General features: G+C 57.1%; 9 protein-coding genes. All 9 read right to left on the reverse strand.

All coding sequences use genetic code 11. The features are described from left to right. Window positions 1–456 precede the first annotated feature (456 nt). A complete protein-coding gene (locus tag WCO56_16710; GenBank protein MEI7731218.1) occupies window positions 457–1719 on the reverse strand; it encodes an ABC transporter permease in 1263 nt (420 codons plus the stop codon). Continuing rightward, window positions 1716–2936 carry an ABC transporter permease gene (locus tag WCO56_16715; protein MEI7731219.1) on the reverse strand — a complete coding sequence of 407 codons (1221 nt, stop codon included), beginning with the start codon at window positions 2934–2936 and terminating at the stop codon, window positions 1716–1718. Before WCO56_16715 ends, WCO56_16710 begins: the two co-directional genes overlap by 4 nt. A gap of 226 nt (window positions 2937–3162) precedes the next feature. Continuing rightward, entirely contained in the window at window positions 3163–14817 is an 11655-nt protein-coding gene (locus WCO56_16720; protein MEI7731220.1) for an autotransporter-associated beta strand repeat-containing protein, read from the reverse strand. Between the two features lie 166 nt (window positions 14818–14983). Next, complete coding sequence (locus WCO56_16725) at window positions 14984–15292, reverse strand: Smr/MutS family protein (protein ID MEI7731221.1); 309 nt, start codon at window positions 15290–15292, stop codon at window positions 14984–14986. An 8-nt stretch (window positions 15293–15300) separates the two neighbouring features. Continuing rightward, window positions 15301–16422, reverse strand: a complete 1122-nt coding sequence (locus tag WCO56_16730) for a glycosyltransferase (protein MEI7731222.1) — start codon at window positions 16420–16422, stop codon at window positions 15301–15303. Window positions 16423–16464: 42 nt separating this feature from the next. After that, complete coding sequence (locus tag WCO56_16735) at window positions 16465–17700, reverse strand: MFS transporter (protein ID MEI7731223.1); 1236 nt, start codon at window positions 17698–17700, stop codon at window positions 16465–16467. Between the two features lie 45 nt (window positions 17701–17745). Beyond that, complete coding sequence (locus tag WCO56_16740; protein MEI7731224.1) at window positions 17746–18750, reverse strand: aldo/keto reductase; 1005 nt, start codon at window positions 18748–18750, stop codon at window positions 17746–17748. A 95-nt stretch (window positions 18751–18845) separates the two neighbouring features. Beyond that, a complete protein-coding gene (locus tag WCO56_16745) occupies window positions 18846–19238 on the reverse strand; it encodes a GtrA family protein (GenBank protein ID MEI7731225.1) in 393 nt (130 codons plus the stop codon). 21 nt (window positions 19239–19259) lie between these two features. Continuing rightward, window positions 19260–20234, reverse strand: a complete 975-nt coding sequence (locus WCO56_16750; protein MEI7731226.1) for a glycosyltransferase family 2 protein — start codon at window positions 20232–20234, stop codon at window positions 19260–19262. Window positions 20235–20380: the final 146 nt, after the last annotated feature.

The following is a 20380-nucleotide window of genomic DNA, read 5'->3' on the forward strand; positions in this document are numbered from 1 at the left end:
CCGGTGCGCAAAACGACGCCACAACCAGAGTAGTTAAAGTTACGAAGTCAAACTAATTGGCGACCGAAATTTGACGTTAAACAGCAAACCCGTCGCTCCCGGATTAGCTATTGTGACGACCAAAGACACGCTGGCATGGGATAAACGATTGCATGACCAATGCGGTAACGTCGCTTTTGCGGACAACAGCGTTCAGCAATTAACAATCACAAACTTAAACCGCCAGCTTCAATCCAGCGGCATCGCTACCAATCGTTTCGTGATTCCGTGAGCGTGGGTGCGTTGGATTCTGGCATCCCGCCATCGGCGCATGTGTTACGCGCAAAAAACACGATACATTCAAAAGACGCGGCCCGTGGCTTTTCTTTAAACGCTGGTTTCTGGCGGGGCCTCGCCATCCATGGGGGGAATTCTCTGGTTGAAGCGGCCCGTGCGGTTCGCCGCTCTGGCGGTTCGCTATTCGTAGCGCAAGGAATCAATCGGATCGAGATTTGCCGCTTTGATGGCGGGGTACGTGCCGAAGATCACGCCGACCAGGGAGCAGATCACGAGGCCGATCAAGGCCCAATCCAGCGGGATGACCGCCGGCATCTTGAGCATCCACGCCGCCACGTTGCCGCCGGCGATGCCCAGAATCACGCCCAGCACGCCGCCGACTTGGCAAATCATGATCGCTTCCAGGATAAATTGCGTGAGGATGTTCCGCTTCTTCGCGCCGATGGCGCGCCGGATGCCGATTTCGCGCGTGCGCTCCGTCACGGAGACGAGCATGATGTTCATGATGCCGATGCCCGCCGCCAGCAGGGCGATGGAGCTGATGGCGGTGGCCCCCACGCGCACGGCCAGTGTGACGGCGCGAAATTGGTTGACCAGCGAGTCGTTGGTGATGATTTCAAAGTCATCCGCCTCCCCCGGCGGCACTTTGCGGAGCGTCCGCAACGCGCCGCGCGTTTGCTCGATGGTGTCCTCGAATCGCCGGGCGTCCGGGGCCTGCACGAGGATGTTCAGGCTGCGCCATTGCGCGCCAAACCGGTTCAGCCCGGTGGTGATGGGGATGGCGATGAAGTTATCCTGATCGCCCCCCAGCGTTTTGCCGCGCGGCTCCAGCACGCCCACGACGGTGTAATTGATGCCGCGATATTTGACCTTTTCATTCAACCCGTTGCCGAACGGAAAGAGTTTCTTCGCCAGGCTGTGGCCCAGCACGCAGACGTTCCGGGCGCTATCCAGATCGGTGGTCAGGATGGCGCGGCCATGTTGGATGAACCAGTTTTTTGCCGCAAAACTTTCCGGGGAGATGCCCAGCAATGGCACGTCGGGGTTCGTCTCCGCGAAGCTGGAGAAGGCCGCGTCGCGCCACAGGGTGGTCTCCGCAGCGACGGATTGCGCGAGGGTGGCTTTGTCGCGCAACGCCATCACCTGGGCGTAGGTCACGTTTTTCCGCCGTGCGATCTTTTCCCAGCTCTCCCGCCCGGCGACGTGGATGGCGGGATACTTTTGAATGCTGAACGTGTGGGTGCCGAGCTGGCTTAATTCGGTCTCGATGTTGGATTGCAAGACCCGGATGGCGGTCATCACCACAATGATGGAAAAGACGCCGATCAAGACGCCCAACAGGGTCAGGGCCGAGCGCAGCTTGTGCGCCGCCAGCGCGCCCATCGCCATCACGAAACTCTCCTTGAGTTCCGCCTGCCAGAGAATCCAGGTCAGTTTTTTCATTCGGCTCGCAAGGCATCCACAGGGTTCATGCGCGCGGCCCGGTACGCCGGCATGAAGCCGGAAATCAGGCCGGTCAACAGCGCCACCAGCATCCCCAACGCCGCGACATTCAAGGATAAGCTGGCCGGCAAATACTGTTTGAGGATCAGGCTGATGAGAAAGGCCAGCAGCAACCCCAACAGCCCGCCGAGCAGGCAAAGGATGGCCGCTTCCAGCAAGAACTGAATCAGGATGGTGCGCCGCTTCGCGCCGATGGCCTTGCGGATGCCAATCTCCCGCGTGCGCTCCGCCACCGAGACAAACATGATATTCATGATCCCGATGCCGCCCACAAACAGCGATAACCCCGTGACAAATAATCCCACGGAGGCAATGACCCGCCCGATGCGGTTGAACATGTTGACGATGATTTCCTGCGAGTTGATCGCAAAGTCATCCTCCGCCTCGGGGGCCACCCGCCGGAGTTTGCGCAGGATGCCGCGCAATTCCTCGCGCGCCTCCTCCATCTGGCTGGCATCCCGCACTTTCACCGTCAGCATCAGGTACGGCCGCCGCACGAAGTCCGAAATGAACCGCGTGATCGGGATGATGACCTGGCGATCCATGTTCGCGAACAGGAAATCCCCGAACTTATCCAGCACCCCCACCACTTCAAAGCTGGTCTGGTCCACCTTGATCCGCTTGCCCAAAGCAGGCTCGTTGGGGAAAAGTTTGGCGGCGATCTCCGCCCCGAGCACGCATACGGGACGCCCGCCGATCACGTCGCTCTCGGAGAAAAAGCGCCCCTGCTTGACCGTCAGTTGCCGCACCGTGACGCTCTGCTCACTATTTCCCACCACCCAGGCGCTGCTGACGCTTTTATTCTGATACTTCACCGTCCAGGAACCGGAGGACTCCACGGAAACCGCCTGCGCGTATTGCGATTCGCGGGCAATGGCGCGGATGTAATTCAACTCAAAATCCCGGCGATTCCGCGTGCGCCACCAGGCCGCTCCAGAATCCCACGGCGTCTTCTCAATGAACAGGACATCCGAGCCGAGCCCGGCGATGCTGTGCAGAAACGAATTGCGCAGCCCCTCCAACGCGGTGGCCATGAGCGAGACGGTGAGAATGCCAATGACCACGCCCAGGGTCGTCAGGCCCGAGCGCATTTTATTGCTCCCGATGGCCGCCCAGGAGATTTTCAAACCTTCCCGCAATTCAGCAAACAAGTTCACAATCAGATCAACATCGCAGTTACAACCCGCATCACCCAAGCACCGTAGCAGGAGCCCACGGTGAGTTCAACCGGGGACTTGAATTGGCAATCCGCACTCAGGGCTGCATCCAGGCGCGTTGGTGCGTTACGAATACTCCTTTGGTCAGGCCCAACTGCCTTCAAATAGGGAAAGGCACCTCACCGAAGGTGAAGTGCCTTTCCAATTACGAATTAGGTATCGTGGATTACGGCGCCGGGGCGCTGCCGATCCGGTAGAACTTGTACGGGCCTGCCGCCGCCGCGTCTTGCAATACTTGCGGGCCGGTCACGTTCGTCACCCCGAGCACGAACGTCCACGTCCCCTCAGTCAGGCTGTTCCGCGCTTCCAACCAGTACGCCCGGTTCGGCTCCGCCGTCACCGTCGTCTGAAACGTCTCCCCGGCCACGATCACCATCGGGCTTTCGATCAGGTAGCTGACGGTCAACACCGCCGCCGTTCCAATCGGCGACAACCCGTGTTGGTTCGATGCGATCAGCGTATAGCTGCCACCATCATTGAGCTTCAGGTTCGCCAAGCTCAGGGTTGGCGTGGTTTGACTCGCCAACAGGTTCGTCGCATTCAGGTACCAACGGTAGGTCGCCAGATTGCAGTTCACCGCCAGCCCCACCGTCACACTGAAGTTCGTCCCTTGCAGCAGGGTCACGTTGGTCGCCACCACCGCCGGGTTGAACGCCGGGGCGTTGGTGTCCCGCACTTCCACATAGGCCACTGTGCTGGTCACCACACCAACGATATTGCTCGCCACCACCTGGTACGCATCCCCTTCGCTCAGGCATGTCACCACCGCGCTGGTGTAGCTGTTGCCCGTCCCCACCGGCACGGTCACGTTCGGCAGTTTGTACCAGTAGAACCCGATTGGCGCGCTGCCGCCCGTTACCGTCGCGGTAAACTCCGCCGGCGTTCCCACCGCCACCGTGTTGGTCGGCGCCGGGATAAGGATCAAGCCCAGCGGCGCGCTCGAATGATTGGTCACCACCAGGGTCGCCACGGCGCTGGTCACTGAACCCAAGGCGTTGGTCACCACCAACGTATATCCCCCCGAGTTCGTCACCTGCAAGTTGACCAAATTCAATTGGTTCGCGTTCGCACCTGCAATCAGCGTATTGGTGTCAAAATACCATTGGTAATACAGGTTTGTGCCCGCCGCCGCCGCCGTGAACGTGGCATTCGAGCCCACGCCCGTGACCAACACACTCGGTTGCGGGTCCTGCGTAATCACCAACTGCGAGTACGCCGTCACCGTGCCGTCCACGGCCACCCGGCTGACATCGAACGCCACCCCCGGCGTAACCGGGAAATTGAACGACGTGAAATTGCCCACGATGCTCGCCGCATTAAAGAGCTTGAACACCTCGCCGCCCACCGGCGGCTGCCCGACAATTTGAATCGTCAACGTGCCCCCCAGATTCAGAGTGCTGACGCCGGTGAGCAGGTCGTTGGTCGGGTTACCGCCAGCTAATCCCACTTCCATCACCGTCGTGCCGCCCAAGGTCACCGTATTACTGACGGTCAAGATGCCAATGGAGGCGCCCGGTGCCAGCGTGCCGCCGGATTCCACCGCCACCGCTCCCTGAATCAGCCCATCCCCACCCAGCGTGCCGCCCCAGACGGTGACCAGATTGGTGTTAATAATGCCCTGTACCAACAAGGTTCCATTGCTCACCACCGTGGCCCCGCTATAGGTGTTCGTGCCCGCCAAGGTCAGAATGCCCGTGCCGGTCTTCACCAGGTTGGTTCCCCCGTTGATCTCCGCGACGTTTTTCAGCGTGCCGGCTTGGAAGTTGAGGTTATCAATATACGTGGAGGCCACCCCATTGGTCCCAATGGTGCCACCTAGCAGATCCAGCACCGCATTGGTGCCATTGAGGATAACTGCCGCGGTATTGGTGCCACCAGAGCGTCCGCCAGTAATGGACTCCACTGACATCGCTCCGCTGTTGGTGAGTAGAACTGTGCCCGAACAGATAACCCCGGCATTCGTGTTGTCAGCCAAGGTCAGGGTCTTGATGGTCGCTGTGCCACCACCCAAGACAAAGGTGCCAGAGACAGTATTGCTGGCAAAACCAAATGCCGTGATGATGCCCTGCCCCAATATGAGATTCGTGACCGTCAAGGTGCCGTCCCTCATCCGGAAGATACCATACTCAGTACCCCACCGGCTTTCCGTGCGACCTACGGTGAGCGTGTCTATCACGGCATCCACACTCCCCGCCGATAGATCGAGGACATGATATAGATTATCGGCCCCAAAGTTATTCTGTGACCCGACCCACACGTTGGGCACGCCACTGGACGGCCCATTAGTACCACGCAACGTGAGCGTTGGCGAAGTCCAAGTTGTCGCAAAATCCATCAGTGCGTGCGCCTGTCGGGTGGAACCGACGTTCAGGCTACCCACCGATAGATTATTGGCCTGCCCCAAATGAATGGCATTCGTGTAATTGCCAGGGCCTTGCAGTGACATATCCCCCACCCCCACTGCCAAGGCAGTAATGCTGTTGGTGGCGGCCAAGGCCAAGACTCCGCATAGGTCGCCTTTTCCACTAACGTATCCCCCTACGCGCAGGGTATTACCCAAAGCGTTAAACACAAAATTGCCCAGCCCGGCCATATCCAAGGTGTTGGTGATGCCGGCAGTAGTTTCTGCCTTTACATCCGGCCCCACATTTAAATTCGCACCATTGAAAACCAAGGATGCCACCGGCCCGCCCAAAACGATAGCGGTAAAGTTATTTGTTAACGCCGGAACGTTCGTCATCGTCGCCGTAGCAAAAGTCAGGTTGGAAACTGTTTGGCTGTTGCCGCTTAAATCCAAGGTTCCCGAGCTGCCGAATTTAATCGCCGCCCCAGTGGAGAGCGCATTATTGGCACCAATCACTATCTTGCCGCCACCATTGGTAAAGATGGTGCCGCCCGTGTAGGTATTGTTATTCCCCAAGGTTACACTGCCCGCACCGTGCTTGATCAGCGCAGTGGCACCGGTAATCCTGCCGGAGCCCGTGAACGTATAATTCTGGGAATGATTGCTGATCGTCAGCGAAGTCGGCGCCAGATTGGTTGTCAGATTCACCGTAAAGGCTAAGGCACTATCATCAAACCGAACGCCATCGCCAACCAGCAGCGGTTGCAGATACGTTGCGGTGGCAGCCCAAAAATCCAGCCAGTTGGTCGAGGTGTTAATATCCCAGTTCCCATTCTTCACGCCGGTCCAAGTAATGGGGTAATTGCCTTGCGCATCCGTCGCATTGGTGAGGACCAAGTCAATGGAAGCATTGGCGATATTGTTGGAGAGATAACCCGGCACCCGATAGCCACTGGCGAGACTGAAATTATAGGCACCCGCCAGCGTGGTGTATTTGATGAGGGTCAGTTGCGTCGTCGTGGTGGACATCGGCGGCAACTGCGAAATGCCAATGGTATTGGCCCCACCCACGCTGAGGGTGGTTGCCGCCACATTCGTATTCGCCGTGAGCGCATTCAAGGAGAGGTTTGCATTCGTAAGCTGCAAGCTATCCAAAGGCATACCGATGGAACCCAGTTTCCCCCCGAGAATCAGCGAGGCATTGGCCACCATTGCAGTGGCGGTAACGGGGCCGGTACCGCCGGCATTGGTGCCTTTGAGGATGTCGCCAAGGCAGGTAACAATGGCACCGTTCGTGATGGAAAGGATAGCGCTGATGTTAACACCGTTGGTCGGATTGTCGTTTCGGGTCAGCGTAATGCCGCCTGCCCCTACATTCACGATGCCACCGCCGAGCGCCATGTTAGCAACCAAGCTGGGGTTATTGGTGACATAGGTGTTAGCAATCTGGATGCCCATCCGGATGGTGGTCACATCAAGAATGCCCTGATCAAAGAAGAAATTAGCGGTCCGGACACCCGAGGGGGTATTGTTAATTTCATGGGTACCAAGCGTCAGATTGTTCAGTAACAGGTCCGCGTAATGGCCACGGACATCGAAGGAGTGGGTCACCGCCTGGATGCGGTTCGTGGAAATAATGAGGTTAGCGCGCCCCATGGTCGTGTAATCGCGCATGAGGACCGTACCATTGCCCGTGTTAAACTGAAAGTAGCCAAAGCCGGTGCGCATGCTATTTCCAAGGGAAACAAAACTGGCATAAAGATTATTGGAACCACTGCCCAGTTTCAACGTGGCGTTCCCGCCATAACCATTATTATCAATTTGAAGCGTACCGGCCCGAATAACCGAGTTCGTCGCCAGTACATTCGTGACATTGACCGTCCCCGTCTGGCCAGAGGCAGTCCCGATCTTATTCAACCCGGTAGGTCCCAAATCCACGAAGGACGTGGCCAGTGCGGACAAATCCCACGTACCGCTAGCATTGGCATTAACTACATTGATATTGCCACCGTGATAAATGGTGCCACCAATGTTCGTGATGGTGAAACTGCCCAAACCCGAAACATTCAAGCGGGGATAGGTATAAACGTTGGTAACGGCGACCGGATAAGGAATGACCGGACCGTTGATGGCCAGGGTTTGGCCGCTGCCGATCAGAATCACATTGGCAGTGAGCGGATTGGTGCTGTTTACTGTCAAGGATGATGCGTTCAAACTATAGCTGCTGAGGTCCAAAGTTCCAGCCGACGCCAGGTTGGTTTCCCCCATGAGCAGAGGGATATTGGACGGTATATCGTTCACGGCCGTCCTCACCAAGGTGCCACCGGAAACGGTCGTGAAGCCGGTATATTGCTGGGCCTGGCTTAAACGGAGCTTGCCCGGCCCGCGTTGAATCAGACCGCCGGCACCGTAAATCACACCAGTAAATATTTTATCATCCGACCGGGCAAAGGCTAATGAAGCGTTCGCAGCGTTTGTCACATTGGCGGACCATCCATCCACCCCGCCGTTGGTACTGAGCGAACCGGTGGGGCCGAAATTGCCCAATTGTATCGAACCGGCGGAAATCGTCTGACTGCCACTCCAGTCGTTGTTATCCGACGCCAAGACGAGCGCACCCGGTCCAATCTTATTGAAGGTACCAGTGCCACTGATCGCCCCCAACATCGCGACTGGCGTCGTGATGTTCGCCGTATTGGTCCCAAACAGGGTGACCGGACCAGTCCAGTTATTGCTGCCATTCGAGTTACTGAAAGTAGCATTGGAAATCGTGAGACTTGAGTTGGAAACCGAAACGCTGGTCCCACTATAAATGCCAAACTTAGCGTTTTGATTAATCACCACCGGCGCGCCGCCCAGTGGCACCTGCACTTCCAGGAAACCGGCGTTAACAAAGACATTGGAGACATTTACGACCGAGGCCACGTAGTAGATAGCAATCTGGTTGGTCCCCACTTTGGTCAAAGTATGCCCGTTACCGTTGAGCGTCCCCAGCACATCGAAGCGAGACGTATTATCCTGACCGAGAGCGGCATCGCCCGCCAGCGTCACATGCTTAACCCCCAGGTTTACCAGAGTTCCACCGGAATTGATAATTGCGCCCGCGTTAGCTGCCAACTGGCCGCTGATGAAAATGGGTTTGGTGCTGCCCACCGCCTTATCAATATTGGTGCCGTTCAAATCCAGCGCCGCGCCCGCGTGAACATTGGCGAGATACGCGCCCGCCGGAATGCCGAGCGCATTGGTATTGGCAATTTTTAACACACCGGCACTGATAATGGTACCACCGGTGAAATCGTTGCTCGTACTGATGGTGTTCGTGAGCGGCGAATTTTGAAGCAGCAGCGCCGCTCCACTTACCACACCGGTTCCCACGAGCGTATAAGGCTGATCCGTATTGGTGAACTGCACTTGTAAGGGAGAAACAATATTGGTCAGATTCACCATATATTGGCTGGCACCATCGCCAAACGTAACTGCATCCGCTGGCGAATTGGTGTACCAGGCATCCAATCCCGAGAAGAGCCAGTTGGCCGTGGTTTGAATATCCCAATCCGAACCGTTCTGTCCTTTCCACACAATCCCGACCGCACTGGTCACCTCGATATCCACTTCGCCCGGAATATCAGTAAACAACTGCGCCTCCACGCCGCGCGGCAACGCACCCAATTTCAATCCGCTCAAATCCCCAGCCGACGTGTACTTGAGGAGCGGTATCCGAACCCCAGCCACCAATTGCCCGCTGACATTGATGATGACCGTGCCATTCACCGTCAGGTTGGTCGCCCAGATGGAAGGATTTAAATTCACCGTGTCAGCCGCCCAGCCATTAAAGTTCAGGGTGGTCGTGGTACCGCCCGAACTGCTGCCCAACGTCAGCGAAGACATCGGCACGAACTGCCCTGCTCCGCTAAAACCGATTGCCAGCGTTTTATTGTCGTTCACCGAATACACCCCGCCACCTTGCGCCGTACTTTGAATGTAAAGCACACCGTCACTCACCAAGGTATTGCCAGTATAGGTGCTCGCGCCATTCAGGCTGAGCGTGCCAGAACCGATCTTCGTCAACGCGCCGGAACCGCTGATGGGACCATTGATGGTCATCGTATAAGCCTGGTTATCAATCGTGGCAGTGCCACCGTTGAGGGTCACCGTGCGTCCGGCAACCAGGGAAATGTTATTTGCGCCCGCCTGCAAGGTGCTGTTGCCAGTAAAGGTGAGCGGTGCGGCATTGCCCAAGGCCGTGTCGGCATTGATGTTCAAAATCCCGCCCGCGTTGGTGGTGCCACCGGAATAGGTGTTCACACCACTCAAAGTCAATGTGCCCGCCCCGATCTTGGTTAGACTGACCGTGCCGCCGGTATTTTTGATCACGCCATTGAAGGAACTGTTCGTGTCCGCATCGCCGACGATGAGATTCGCGTTGCCAATCGAATTATCAATCGTACCGGCTACGGCAGATCCCCAAGCCCCCAAACCATTCACCGTCTCCGTAACCCCAGCCATATCCACCAAACAACCATTGGTAAGGAGTAGTAATCCCTTGCCTGGACCATTCGGAATCACTTCCGACGCGCCCAGCTTCAGCTTGGGAACCGTGCCGCTAGGCGCTATATTCGGAGCGTTATTACCCACAATGGTATTACCGGCGTAGTCGTTGCCAGGATTGGTCAGGATATTTGTGCTGGTCTCAAAGCCGAAATTCAAAGTTCCCACGCCGGTGATGCGTCCGTTAATGGTCAAGGTGCCAGGCTGGTAAGCCGCCAGAAAATAACCACCCCCCGCCAAAAGGTTAATGGTTCGGTTGGTGGCGATTTGGGTGGCCCGGGTGTTGATGTTACGTATCACACCGCCGTTGAAGACCAGGTTGGTGGTCGGTGTCGCGGGCACCGCGCCCAATGAATAGTCATCCGTAAAGTCCGTCCGTCCATTTTCAAATATGAAGCCACCGCTGTGATTATTCGTGTAGTTCCCCAAAATCATGGTGTTCGTGCCAATTTTACGGAGGGTCAACACGCCACCAAGGTTGTTGGTATTGTCGAAGAGTCCGCCGTTAATCGTAAAGCCAGCATTCGCATTACCCACCGTGAGGGTATTGGTGGTGTTGGGCGCGTTGTTCAGCACCACGCCGCTCACACCGGGGGTGGTGACGTTGACCGTCAAACCGTTGACGGTGGTATCAAAGCCATTCAGGTCAAGGATGCCAAACGGCTGGATGCTTGCAGTGCCAATCCCCATCCCGCCGCCGTTGACCGTCACGTTGGCGATGCCCACCCCAGTGGGGATCACGCCCGCTACCCCCACTTTGAGCGTGCCGCCGCTAACGGTCAGGCCATTCGTCCAATTATTGCCCATATTCGCCAGAACCACCGTACCCGGACCAGTCTTGGTCAGGCTGTTGGTTCCGGTAATAATACTATTAATGGTCATCGTGGCCCCATAAGCGGCCTCCAAGATACCGTTGGTTGCGAGGGTGATGCCGCGATTGGTGGCGATGCTGAAGTTGCCGCGCGCGGCTTGCAAGGTTCCAACGCCTCCACCCGTTCCACTATAACCAAGCGTCAATTGGTCGGCAACGTAACTCGATGGCACTGCACCCAGGCGACTATCATCGTCAATGGCCAATGTGCCTGCCTGCACCAAGGTTTTGCCGCTATAGGTGTTATTGCCGCTCAAAGCCAAAATATTGGCACCGCTCTTGACCAGGGTAATGGTGCCGCTGCCACCGCTCGCGCCATCCGTAATGTTGAGCGTATTGACCGAAGCCACGCCCACGCCGTTGGTCAGGAACGAGGGTGTGCTGGCGCTGTTCGTAATATTACCGCTGCCCGTCATCCATACAATGGCATCACTCGCACCAGCAAGGTCAAGGGTGCCGTTCATATTCAAAACGCCCCAGTTCTTGCTGTCGAGAATCTGGTCGCCGTACGTGGTGTTGCCATACTTGATGGTCGCGCCGGGCGCTACGTAGGAAACGCCGGCTAAAGCCTTCCCGCTCACAGTCTTGTTGAGCACCAACGTACCCGCCTGAACGTTGGCGTGAAGACTGTTGTTATTCGTTGTCCCGCCCAAAGTGAGCGTGCCCGCTCCCAATTTCATCAAGTCCGAGTAATTGTTGCCGGCACTTCCGGTAACGGCAGCATTAATGGTGAGGTTACCGTTGGGTTCGGGGACGTCAATCGCCCCACCGTTGTTTTGCACATCAAACGGACGGGCGGTGGTCGCCGTGCCGCTGCCGGTGTATTGCAGCGTCCCGCCGCGCAGATACACAATGCTGGTGTTGGTGCCCATGGGGCTGCTGGTTCCCGCGTCGCCAATCGTGCCAACGCTCAGCACACCGCCGTTGATGATGGTGCTATTGGTATAAATGTTGGCCCCCGTTAGTTTTAACATGCCGGGACCACTCTTGACCAGGGCGCCGCCCAAACCCGTTTTGGCCTGATTGGTGATGACCGAGGAAACCGTGAGCGCATGGCCATTGTTGGTCGGGATCATCACGTGGAAAATCAATTCCGTTAAACCGGCATTGAGCGTGCCGCCACTGATGGCCGCGTCGGCGTCACCGCTGGCCAAAATACCCGCATTCGAGATCGTCAGCAACCCGCCCAGCGTCAGGGCCGTATTTGTCAGGTTAAGCGTGTTGACAACGCGATCCCCGCCGGTGCTGGCGCTGGGATTGTCCGTAAGCTTCACATTCTGCGTGTTGGTCCAACCGGTTTCAGTGGTATTAAGGGCGTAATCACTGCTCGCCAACGCCACAATCGAGGTGGCAGAGATGCCAGTGTTGGTTAGATATTTCGCAAACTCGGTTCCCGAGATGATGAAGGCCGGGTTGAACGTGCCGTTTTGCTGGGAATAGACTCCGCCCAAGGCCACGTTATTCGTTTTGGTGGTGGTGCCCAATCCATCCCCGATGATATTCAGTGTGGAACTGTTATTGCGCGTTATGGTTTTGATGGTGAATACGCTGCTGTTACCGACGGGGGCGGGCACCGTCTGCACGATGTTGTAACCATAGTCCGAAGTCACACCGTTGAGTGTTTCGGCGTAGTTGGCCGCGCTGCCGTCGTTGGCGAAAAGGAGCGTGCCACCTTGCAGGAGGAGATTCTTCGCGTCGGGCAGGCGGTCGCCATGGTTGGCTGAAGCGGTGTTGGAAACAACCAACATGCTGCGGCGCACGTAGATGTTGGCGGCATTGGTTATGCGCCCGCCGTTGGCCAGCACCAGTTTGCCCGTGTCGGGCGTGAGGCCAGAGTATGCCAGAACATTGCCTAGATAAGACGAACTGTCCGCCGTCATGACAACCGTATTGGTATTGAGCTTGCGGAAGTTGCCGCCGGTGCCACGGATGACGTTGGGAAACGTCATGTCATCCGAACGGTTTAGGTAGATTTCTGCGCTATAATTGGTGATGTCGCCTGTGCCGACGGAACCGGTTGTGCCGCCATTGCCAATGATCAAGGTGCCGCCGCCGTTCGCAATGGTGGTACCGCCGGAGTAGGTGTTATTGCCGCTCAGCACCAGCAGGTTTCCCAGCGCTTTAGTCACTGTAACCGCCCCACCGCCATTATCCGTAATACTGGCCGCGATTTCAGAACCGATGTAGGGGGCCGAATACCCGACGTTGAGCGGCACCGCCGTGCCACTGTTGCGCGTGTAGATCATCAGTTCCGCCGGTGTTTCTGCCGCAATGCCAGCCGTCAAGGTGCCGTTTGTGATCTGGAAAACGCCCGTTTGATCACCGCCAAACATCAGCGCTCCAGACGCGATGCGCAAACTGCTTCCACCCAAATCCAAAGGTAATGCGCCAGCTCGCGTCAGTGCCACCGCGGACGCTCCCAGGTTGAGGCTGCTCACGGTGCGGCTGCCGGTTAGTGTCTGACCGTAGCCGAGGCGGACGTTATTCGTGATGTCCCATTGCGTTTCGGGAATGTTCAGCGCGTAGTCGTTGGCAACCAGGAGGGCTGGTGAATTGAGGTTGTTGGTGCTGACCCAACGCTGCAAATCATCCCCGCCACTATAGGCCCAAGGGACGATACCCAGCGGCGCACCGGAGGGCAGTAATTGCATGGCGACATTGGTCAGCGCACCAGGGTTGTTGAAAATAATCCGGTTACGCGTATCCAGCCCCAAACCGGTGCCGCTGAAATACCCCCACGCCGACCCATACCGAATCACGTTGTTGATGGTAAGCGTGGAGGTTTGCCCCGCTGCCGCCTGACTCGCATCAATGCGGTTCTGGCCATTCGTAAAAATAACGGTGCCCAGGCTTTCATTGTAGCTCACTGCTCCCGCGTTGTTGTAAAAACCCAAGGTGCCGCCGTCCAAAATAATCGTGGTCGTGTCGCTAATGCGGTCGGCCAGGTTGCCGACGGTACTATTGTTATCAATGCGGAACGTCCGGCCCAGGGAATAGATTACCGGGCTGTTCAGAATAGTGCCATTGTTGGTCAAGCTGATCGTGCCGCCGCTTAACTTGGTCTGTCCGTGATACGTGTTGGCGGCCATAAGGAACGTGGTGCCGCCACCGGTGTTGCTGATGGTCACCGTGGCCCCGGCGGCGTAATTGCGATCTGTGATATTGCCCGCCCAGAACGAATTACTATTGCCACTGCCCATGGCCAGGATACCGGGAGCCGTGGCCGCGTAATTATCCACCGTGGCCGTGCTATCACCATTGATACCGCTCAGTTGCTGGCTGGTGCCGTTCAGGTCAAAAATCGCGTTGGTAATATTCAGGTTGCCCTTATTGTTGCCACTGGGAATGACGTTGTTCACCGTGGCAATCGTCCGCCCACCCAACAGGAACGTATCCACCAACGCCCCGGCAGCCGTGTTGCCGCTATACGTATTGGCCGCCCCCAACGTGAGGTTGCCCGCGCCGTTCTTGATCAATCCCGCCACGCCCGTGATAATATTACTCACCCCAAAATCACCCGTGCCGCCAAACACCAGCACATTGGTGCCCACAGCAGTACCCGAAGGAGCGCTGTTGGTCAGAAACCCTTTGAACACCAGCGCGCCGCTGCCGCTGGCAACGGCGTTCAATACGGTCTGGGTGGCTTGGACAAGACCGACCGCCGACGGAGTGGCAAACGAGATCGAGTTGCTAATTGTGTTCAAAGCACTGGAACTGGAATTGCTGATGCCGTTGGTGATGAATAACGATGCCCCACCCAAGCCATATCCGCTGGTTCCCGGCCCAAACGTCAGAGACCCCACCACACGTCCGGGGGCATCATTTGAATTGGCTGGCTTTGTCACTGGGCTGATAAAACTCAGAAAGTCACCGCTGGTCAAGGCCCCCTCATTCCAGTTAAGGGGATCCAGCCAAGAAGGGGTACTGCCAGTACCCGCCCAACTCCGGGAAGCGGCAGACGTTGTCAGCGCGGTGCCGATGAGCGCCAAGAGTGCGAACAAAAAAGCATAGCGCAGGGCATAACGCGCCATCGCGCCAGTACTAAAACAGGTCTTCATATTTGATATTCCAACAGGCCAACCGCTCGCCGAAACAACGTTTGCTCGTCAAAGCGTATAAACCTGAACCAAAGGCTAGCACAACCGCGCGTGAAAACCAAGTAAAAAGAAAGTGACAAAATAAGCAAAAACGAACTTGACTGCCACTTTTTATCCGCTCCCTAATTTAACGAACTGGAAGTTTCTTTTTCGGATAGATCAACGTGATGCCAGGATTGCAAAAGTATTCCTCGCCGGGAATGCACTCGGCAGCCCCGGGATGTTTCGCCAGGCAGCGTCGTATCTCACGTCCAATCACGCCATCCCCCCGCGATGAACCGTAGCCGTGAATCACACGCAATGGCACACACCCAGCACTGACGCACTGATTGTAAACACGGAGGAACACGGTCATGGCATCCGCCGCGCGCATCCCGTGCAGGTCCAGCTCTTCGCCGCCGGAGGCAGACTGCGCTGGATGACGTTGTCTGGCCATAAGGGTTCTCAGCCGCCAAATCGTTTAACCACTTCCCGGACAATGTCGGCCGCTGCGTGGGGACGCCCCAGCGCTTGGGCGGCTTGGGCGAGTTCCACCAGCTTGGGGGTGCCGAGGAGGCGGGCGAGCTTGGAGGGCAGGTCTTCGACGCGGTTGATTTTAACCGCCGCGCCGTGTTCGAGGAGAAAATCGCTATTGGCGGCTTCCTGGCCGGGGATCGGGTTAAGGATGAGCAACGGTTTGCCCAGCGCCAGAGATTCCGAGGTGGTCAAACCGCCGGGTTTGGTAATCACCATTTGGGAGATGGCCATGAGTTCCTGCATGTTGCCGCAGAAACCCAGCACGCGGGTGGGGTGCCGGTAATCGCCAGTGGCGAGTTCGCGGCGCAATTCCTCGTTGCGTCCACAGACGACCAGTACTTGGATGGGATTATCGAGCTGATTCAGTTCATTCAGAATCTCCGCCACCGGCCCCATGCCGAAACCACCGCTCAACACCAGCAACACTGGCAGATCGTCGCGCAAGCCCATTTGTTTGCGCACGGCGGCGCCATCCACGGGCGCGCCAAACTTGGCGGCAATGGGAATGCCGGTCACCAAAACGTGATCCGCCGGCAAACCACGGGCAACCAGGCGGGCTTTGGTCTCTTCCGCGGCCACACAATAGAGGTCCACGTTGTTTTCCATCCACAATGCGTGGGCTTCAAAGTCGGTGACGATGGTAACGACCTTGGTGGCCAATGGACGGCGCGGGCGGTTGCGCAAGTTGCCGAAGATTTCGGGCGGCATGAAGTGCGTACAAATCGCAATGTCCGGGTTAAATTCACGGACAACCTTCACAAACTTCTCGGCAGGCGCGCGCGCAAGTAACCGGCGGGCGCGGGTGAGTTTGTTCAGCCAGGCCGGATTATCCGTCTTGCGGAACATCATGCCGTACAACTCCGGTGCGCGTTCCACGAATTTGACGTAGCCTTGCGAGTAGGCCTTGCGATAAAGACGCGAGGTGAATTCCAGCACATCCAGCCGCTGGACGGTGTCGCGCGGGCGCTCGCGTTTCCAGGCTTCCTCCATGGCGGCAGCGGCCTGGACGTGTCCGGCTCCGGCAGTGACAGTGGCGATCAGAATGCGCATACGTTTACGGAGTTGAGTTGAGTTTTCATGGGGTGGCGAGGATTAAGTGGCTTCGCGGGCGGCAGCGAAGTTTAATCGCTGCCGGTTCAAGGCAATCAGCAACGTGGCCAACCCGGCCAGCAGTGTGGCAAATACAAAAACAGCCCGAAAACTATTACCGTAGGCGACCGCCAGGCGTCCCGCCAGCCAGTTGGCAAGCATCGGCCCAAGGCCTTGGCTGCAAATCGAAAGCAGCGTTTGTGCGGTAGCCCGCACTTCGCGTCCGGCCATGTGGTTGACCAGCATGCTCACGCCGGTATGATAAAACACAATGAACGCGCCCGCCAACAGAAAACTGACCGATAAAAACCAAGGATCGGAAAGCCCGCTGAACATGGCGTTGCGGACCAATAAGGCCGAGCTGCCAGCAAGGATTAACCCCGTATAACTGAGCCGCCGCAGAAACTTCGCCTGCCAGATGAAGAGGATGACTTCGAACACCACGCCAATCGCCTGGATCGGGCCGATCCAACAACGTTTAACGCCGAGGTCTTCGAGGAACGGTGGTGAATAAAACATCAGCAGGCTGTACGATCCTGCAATCAGCACCGTGGCGACCAGCAACACCACGTAATCGCGATCGTGAAACAGCTTCTTGACGGCGGGCCAGTAAGCGAGCGTGCCTTCCTCCACGTTATCCGCATCGTGCTGCGTGCCGGGCGGCGTGTGTGGCAACCAGAACGCGAGCACCACCATGGCCAGGCAAATACCCATGCCCAGATACAGGACAAAATTGAGGTTGGCCTTGGGCTGCCACACCAGCCAGAGCGCAATCGGCGCAAACGGAATGATCCAGCCCACCGACCCCCATTTGCGCAGTTTGCCGAATTGTTCGCGCGGATTGGGCAAATGATGAAAGCCCAGCGCGTTGACCAGCGTAAAGCAGGGATTCACAAACGCGGTGTACACGACAAATCCGAACAGGAGCCCCCAGAAACTCGTTTGGGTGGCCAACACCGCCAGCGCCAAACAAACGCCCAGATTCAGGAGGATGAACAGGCGATTCAACGGCACATAACGGTCGGCCAGCATCCCCCAAAAGAACGGAACCACCAGCAGCATGGCGGAAGAGGCGGAAATAATCAGCGAGAGCTGCGCAATCCCCAAGCCGCGATCCCGCAGCAGCATGCTGACAAACGGAATGACCGCGCCGCCCACCGCAAATTGAACCAGCATCGCTGCCCGCAACGCGCCCCAATGCTGGATCTGAGCGACCGGCTGATCGGAAGCAGTGTTCAAATGCGGTAAAACGTTATTCGCTGGTTGGGTCGGCGCGCGTTGACTCTACCGCTTCGGCTCGCCCAACGCCGCCACACCATTGCGAATGCGCTGCACATCGGCAACGTCCAACAACAAACCACCCGCTTGCACGTTATCCTTGAGTTGCTTCTCATTGCGCATGCCGCAGAGCACGTGCGTGATGCCCGGTTGGGCCGCCGTCCAGGCCACCACCAACTGCGCCAGCGTACATTGATATTTCTTCAGGAGATCACTCCAACCAGCCAGCAAAACGAGAAGGCGCTGGCGGTTCACCGGCGTGTACCAGGGATTCCAGAACTCGTTGTTCCGGAAATCGGTTTCATTAAATTTGGTCGCCATCGTCACCTTGCCCGTCAGCAGCCCCTGCTCCAACGACATGTATGTCAAGGTGGCAACTGTGTGCTGCGCGCAATACGGCAGGACATCTTTTTCCGCATCACGCCAGACCATACTATAGCGAAGCTGGTCACTGGCGATTTCGCCGCAGACCTGGTACTCCTTCAGTTCGGTCAACGATACATTACACACGCCAATGGCACGAATTTTTCCCTGCTGCTTCAGTTTCAACAGGCAGGCCATGGTGTCCGCCACCGGGGTAAAGTCCGGCGGCACCGACGGCCAATGGATTTGGTACAGGTCAATGTGATCCGTACCGAGATTCTTCAGGCTGCGCTCGATCTCCAATTGCAACGTGTCCGGACGCAAGCTACGGCGCAGCGTCTTGCCATAAAAAGGCGCGAAGAATGACCCGCGATCATCCTCCCACCACAAACCGCACTTGGTGGCAATCACGGCCTTGTCGCGCCGGCCTTGGATGGCCTTCCCCACCACCTGTTCGCTGCGTCCCCAGCCGTAGGCGGGCGCGGTATCAATCAGGTTCACCCCGTTATCCATCGCCATCTGGAGGGTGCGGATGGATTCGCGGTCATCGGCGTCGGTGCCCCAAACCTCACCACCGCCCATGACCCAAGTGCCAAAGCCGACCACCGAGGCTTGAATGCCGGAATTTCCTAATGCGCGATACTTCATAATCATCTTGAGTTTATAACTTGTTCCGGAAAGAGATAAACCGTTTTCCCGCCTTCAGGCAACGCATTTTCGCACGGGACGAATGGGAAAGGCGACTAACGCCCTTCCATGATTTTCTTGGACACGAGGAATTTGAGCAGGCCGAAGACGAAGACATTGCCGACCTGGACCGCCAGAAAATACCAGCCGACCTTTTCTACCAAGTACCAGTACAGAATCCAATCGCCAACGCGAAACGCCAGGATGGACGCCATAAACTCCAAGAACTGCCGGCGCACCGGCTTGTCCTTGTGCGGGTCAAACACAAACCGGCGGCAGAGGATGAAATTGACGGTGACCTGAAATACCAAGACGATGGCATAAGCGCCGGACTCACGCAGTCCCAGCCACTTGACCAACGCGTAGTTAACCGGCACCGCCAGCGCAAAGGCGGGAACGCCGTAAGCAAAAAACTTGAACAGCTTGTGGGCCAGCGGGGAAAGGATCATGGCGTTCCTCGGCAAGGACGATTAGCGCTCATGGTCTGGCGGGCGGTTTTCGTAATACATCTTGCGCAGCAGATAAAGTTTTTCCTCACCCAGCCGCCGCTGGGTTTTCATGAGTTCCCCCAACACACTCAACGCCATCATCAGAAAAGAAGAAATCGCACAGACCGCCATGACGATGATGGAAGGCAGATACGTGCGCGTGTGGTCGGGATATGGAGTCAAATAGACCAACCATAAAAAGCGGAGACTGAGAAAGAGCGCCACCATCATGAACGCCGTGGCAATCATCATGAAGAAGCGACCCGGCCGGTACAAGACGAACATGGCCAACATGGTCCCGCCAGATTTACGCACATATTGCGGGATGGATTTGAAGAGCCGGGAAGGGCGCGTGGACGGGTTGACCCGGATGTCCACCGAGGCAACGCGCAACCCGATATTGCCAGCCTGCACCAAGGTCTCCATGCAATAGGAAAACGCGGAATAGACGTGCAGTCGCTTGCAGGTTTCTCGGGAAAAGGCGCGGAACCCCGAGGCGGCGTCCCGCACATCCGTCTTGGAAATCATCTGCAACGTCCTACTGCCAAGCAATTGAAGCAACTTCTTGGCAAAGCCAAATTCCGGATGATCCACAATGGGTCGGCAGCCCACCACCAGATCCGCCTTGCGTTCCAGAATGGGTTGGAGGAGTTTGGGGATGTCGGCGCCGCAGTATTGATTATCGCCGTCGGTATTCACCACAATATCCGCGCCGTGCCGCAACGCGTGATCCACCCCGCGCCGGAAGGCGTTGGCCAACCCTTGCGTGGTGCCCATGCGCAGAACATGCTCCACGCCCAAGGAACGCGCAACCTCGGCGGTGCCATCCGTGCTGCCGTCGTCAACCACCAACCGTTCAATCACGTCAACCCCCTCGATCCGCGTGGGTAAATCACGCAGCACCTGCGGCAGGGTTTCCGCCTCATTCAAACACGGTATCTGTATAATCAGTTTCACGGATGATTGCTCGTGGGCGTTACAATGCAACGCCCCCATCAAAGTCGCAACCCAAAAATACGATCCAAAAACCATCCCAGGGCTGCATCAAGCGCGTTGGTGCGTTACGAATACTACGAGGTGGGCAGGGTGTGTGGCTTCGTACC

It is taken from the genome of Verrucomicrobiota bacterium, assembly GCA_037139415.1.
In the GTDB taxonomy this organism is placed as follows: Bacteria; Verrucomicrobiota; Verrucomicrobiia; order Limisphaerales; family Fontisphaeraceae; genus JBAXGN01.

Bases quoted from the DNA above. Each gene is read 5' to 3' on its own strand.
- WCO56_16710 (MEI7731218.1), bottom strand. From the start codon at position 1,719: ATGAAAAAACTGACCTGGATTCTCTGGCAGGCGGAACTCAAGGAGAGT.
- WCO56_16720 (MEI7731220.1), bottom strand. From the start codon at position 14,817: ATGAAGACCTGTTTTAGTACTGGCGCGATGGCGCGTTATGCCCTGCGC.
- WCO56_16725 (MEI7731221.1), bottom strand. From the start codon at position 15,292: ATGGCCAGACAACGTCATCCAGCGCAGTCTGCCTCCGGCGGCGAAGAG.
- WCO56_16730 (MEI7731222.1), bottom strand. From the start codon at position 16,422: ATGCGCATTCTGATCGCCACTGTCACTGCCGGAGCCGGACACGTCCAG.
- WCO56_16740 (MEI7731224.1), bottom strand. From the start codon at position 18,750: ATGAAGTATCGCGCATTAGGAAATTCCGGCATTCAAGCCTCGGTGGTC.
- WCO56_16745 (MEI7731225.1), bottom strand. From the start codon at position 19,238: ATGATCCTTTCCCCGCTGGCCCACAAGCTGTTCAAGTTTTTTGCTTAC.